This is a genomic window from Mesorhizobium sp. M7A.F.Ca.US.002.01.1.1, assembly GCF_004022955.1.
GTDB lineage: Bacteria > Pseudomonadota > Alphaproteobacteria > Rhizobiales > Rhizobiaceae > Mesorhizobium > Mesorhizobium ciceri.
Map to the genome: position 1 here is coordinate 1 of NZ_RZQE01000545.1, position 3578 is coordinate 3578.

Annotated in this window: 4 protein-coding genes and 1 pseudogene; 2 read left to right on the forward strand and 3 right to left on the reverse strand. The window is 59.9% G+C overall.

Annotated features, from left to right (window positions below):
• The first annotated feature begins 316 nt into the window (after positions 1–316).
• A complete protein-coding gene (locus EN932_RS31540; RefSeq protein ID WP_244514449.1) occupies positions 317–1111 on the forward strand; it encodes a sugar transferase in 795 nt (264 codons plus the stop codon).
• Positions 1112–1123: 12 nt separating this feature from the next.
• Here the strand turns inward: EN932_RS31540 and EN932_RS31545 are convergent, their stop codons facing one another.
• Positions 1124–1354 (reverse strand): hypothetical protein, encoded by a 231-nt coding sequence (locus EN932_RS31545; protein ID WP_127219079.1) that lies wholly within the window; start codon positions 1352–1354, stop codon positions 1124–1126.
• A gap of 127 nt (positions 1355–1481) precedes the next feature.
• Between EN932_RS31545 and EN932_RS38180 the strand changes: the two genes are divergently transcribed.
• Positions 1482–1619, forward strand: coding sequence for a hypothetical protein (locus tag EN932_RS38180; protein WP_155924994.1), 138 nt, complete (start codon positions 1482–1484; stop codon positions 1617–1619).
• 104 nt (positions 1620–1723) lie between these two features.
• Here EN932_RS38180 and EN932_RS31550 read toward each other — a convergent pair whose 3' ends face one another.
• Positions 1724–2995 (reverse strand): polysaccharide biosynthesis/export family protein, encoded by a 1272-nt coding sequence (locus EN932_RS31550; protein ID WP_245267659.1) that lies wholly within the window; start codon positions 2993–2995, stop codon positions 1724–1726.
• A gap of 49 nt (positions 2996–3044) precedes the next feature.
• Positions 3045–3578 (reverse strand): annotated as a pseudogene (locus tag EN932_RS31555) (glycosyltransferase family 2 protein); the annotation flags it as partial.

The following is a 3578-nucleotide window of genomic DNA, read 5'->3' on the forward strand; positions in this document are numbered from 1 at the left end:
GTCCTGGACGGCGTGGTGATCGTTGCCGAGTGGGGCAAGACACAGGTCCAGACGCTGCAGGAACTTGTCAAGACGTTGCAGGCCTGCAGGACCCCGATACTAGGCGTACTCTTGGCCAGGGTCCGCGCGCCCAAGCGCCGCAAAGCATGAAACCGTAGCGAGACATTCTCCTTCGGAAGTTGCAAAAAGTCTAGGAGGATCATTCCTTGGGATTAGGGGGATAGCCCCTGAGCGTCACGCTACCTCCTTTGCCCTTCTTGTCGACAACCTCCGACCTTGGAAGAGTGCAACAACAAGTCGAAACAGCGATTGTTCCATGACAACGAACGCCTTCGAGTCACATCAGGCAGCCCCGATCTGGGTTCAGCCATCTCTGCCTATCCCGTCCGACAGCCGAACGGCAGTCCTGCACGTCCTTCCCGCATCCGACAACAACGGTGCCGGGGCAGTGTTGACGGACCTTTCGCCCGCGCTCAGCTTGGGAACGACGAACCCTCCTGTGGGCGGTCTCCTGAAGCGCATCATGGATCTGGTAGTAGCATTCACGGCGCTTATGGTTGCCGCGCCGGTAATGATTGTCGTTGCTCTGCTGATCAGGATGACGGCAGGAGGCCCGGCAGTGTTCTCGCATAGCCGCATCGGCTTTGGCGGAAAGCCATTCGATTGCTACAAGTTCCGCTCGATGGTCACCAATTCGGACGAAGTTCTGAAGTCATTTCTCGACAGCAACCCTCAAGTCAGGTTGGAATGGGAGGAGACCCGCAAGATCAGGAACGACCCCCGCGTCACGGTGCTTGGGTGGATGCTGCGTAAGTCGAGCCTCGACGAACTCCCGCAATTGTTCAACATCATCCGCGGCGACATGAGTTGTGTGGGTCCAAGGCCCATCGTCAAGGACGAACTAAAATGCTACGGCGACCACTTAGGGGAATACCTTCGGGCAAAGCCCGGGCTCACCGGTCTGTGGCAGGTGAACGGAAGAAGCAGCATGGACTACGCCAACCGCGTGAAGCTGGACTGCCAGTATGTGCGGAACTGGTCGGTTTGGCTCGATATCGTGATCCTGTTCAGGACGGTTTTCGCAGTCATACGTTTCGACCGGGCTTCCTGAAGTCCCGCCGTGTCACCTTTCCTTGCGCTTCCGGTGGACGGACAGGGACAGACCGATGATATAGGCGCCAGCCAAGACGAATGACAGTATCAGGAACTTAGTGACGGTCACGTAGCCCGGCAACCCGAGCCCATTCCAGGCAAAGCTTCCGACCACAAGCAGCGCAGTCGCCGCGATCAGCGCAGGAGCCTTGAAGCGCAGTCCCATCAGAACGCCTGCCGCCGATATAGCGATTACACTCATGAGCACCGACATCTCCAGTGATACCCGCAGGAACTGATCGCCTCACTGCGGCAGGGAAGGCATCGTCAGCGTGCCCACTGATATGCGGCCTCAAAGTGCAAGGCAAGTGCCGCCGGAAATTGCTAGCATGGTCGGCCAGATCATTGAACTTGAAGCGAACCAGTTCAAAGAAAGGTGCGCGGCGGTTTTCCGTGTGGAACAGCAGAAAAACAAGCACCTGCAGCGAGCTGGCAGCTCCGCCCACTCTGAACCGCTCTGGCCATGACGCCGGCGCGTTCTTTACCCGTCCAGGCGGCCACCAACGGTCTCGGGTTCGGGGGTCATGTCGAAGGCGTTGCGAGCCGGCACCCGCGCCAATCATGAAGCCTGTCAATTGGTACCTTGAACAGAAACCGTCCCTGCCTGGACGTCGTCCTCTACAGGTAGAGCAGCCAAGCCGGACGGCGGGGCGGGGATATCGATCTTCACGGTATCGCCTGGCTCGATCGGCGTCGTTTCCTCAGCCGTGAGTTCTTGCGAGCCGCTGTCCGTCGTCCTCACGATCTTGAAGATCGGCTTGGCCCTTTCGGCGCGCTCTCTAAGGGCGAGCAGAGCAGGGGCCGTGACCTCGGTATCGTGCAACAACTGCACCGCGGTGTTGGCCTTGCTGGTCACTTCATTGAGCTGCAGTTGCGTCTCGCGCAAGGCAGCAGCGACTTCGCTGGCTTGGCTATTGCCGAGGTTGAGGATCTCGATGTCGGTCTTGCTTATCTCCTGCCTGACTCGCAAGAGCGAGGTCTCGGCAACCAACCTGTCGCTCTGCATCTGTGCGACCGTTCCCTGTAGAGAGAGTTCCCGCGGTGCAACCGCCAGCCCCTTCTGGACAAGGGCCGAAACACCCGCGAGTTCCTTCTGGATAAGTTCGATCTGTTGGTCGTGGAAGGCCATCTGCTGGCCGAGCGAGGTCAGTTCCTTTTCGAGGAAATCCTTGAGTTCGCGCAGGGCACGGAGTTGCGTCGCCATGGCGTCCTTGCGGACGGCGAAGATCTTGCGCTCCTGCTCCATCGCCACCGCGACCGTCTCGTTCGAAGCTCTGTCCTTCAGTTGCGCAGGGAAGGCGATGTCGTCGCTGCCAGCTAGTTCTGATTCCAGCCGTGCTTTGCGAGCGAGCAGACTGACGTTGCTCAGCGCCAACAAACCCACATCGCCCTGACCCACGATGACTTCACGCTCGAGCCTCGACATGTCTTCCTCGCGTGTTCGCAGGCCGCCGGCGATTCCCAGCGCCTGCAGCACCGTCAGCCCGGGCCTGTAGGGGAACTCGCCTGGCTGCGTGACGTAGCCGACAATGTAGAACGGCCTGTACTGGACAATCTCGACAGCGACATCCGGCTGGCGGCCGAGGCCCATGTGCTGCATCAGGCGGTCGCCGATCGCGCGGGCGAGGTCGCCGGGGGCGGTGCCCTGCGCGCGTATCTGGCCGACAAATGGAAGGAAGAGCGTGCCGTCGGCACCGACGACGAAACTGTCGTTGAGAGCCGTCCATTCGAAGATCACGTCGCGTGATGCGCGCCATTCGTAGACCTTGAGCCTGACCTTGTCCTGAGGTCCGAGGAGGTACTCGGCAGCCACCGTCGGCAAGGGGCAGGCAGCCGCCGCCAATGAAGCCGCCGCCACTGTCACAAGCCATTTCCGCATTGTCTTCCCACCTTCAGATTTTCAGGATGTATTCGGGTTCGATTCGTCCCATGGCGATGTGCCGGATCGCCAGCATGTTACCCCTGAGCCTGCCCCTGCGATCGATATACGGCTCAGGCCGCAGGCTCTTTGCGAGATTCGCGGCGATATTCCTGAACATCAGCGGAAGAGCGAAAGAGGCCGGAACGGAGCCCTTCCTGATCAGATAGATCGCATTCGCAACCTGGGAGTAGCCGAACCGCTCGCCGCTGACCCGCCCTGTCTTGATACCGAGATGGACGCCCGTGATCGCGGTCACGCAGACCACGCGGCCTTTGGATCTCATTTGGCTGGTGAAGTCGATGTCTTCCTGCCAGCCGTACAAGACCAGGCGCTCGTCGAAGCGCAAATCGCCCACAAGCGAGGAACGCAAGGACATGTTGCATCCGTATGCTCCGACATGGTCGACCACCGGCGGTCCATCATGTTTTTTGCCCTCGTTTTCCCGCAAGGCGGCTTCGGCATTTTCCCAGGTGAGGCCAGCATTCGTGGCACCGTCCCTGACGAC

Bases quoted from the DNA above. Each gene is read 5' to 3' on its own strand.
- EN932_RS31545 (WP_127219079.1), bottom strand. From the start codon at position 1,354: ATGAGTGTAATCGCTATATCGGCGGCAGGCGTTCTGATGGGACTGCGC.
- EN932_RS38180 (WP_155924994.1), top strand. From the start codon at position 1,482: ATGGTCGGCCAGATCATTGAACTTGAAGCGAACCAGTTCAAAGAAAGG.
- EN932_RS31540 (WP_244514449.1), top strand. From the start codon at position 317: ATGACAACGAACGCCTTCGAGTCACATCAGGCAGCCCCGATCTGGGTT.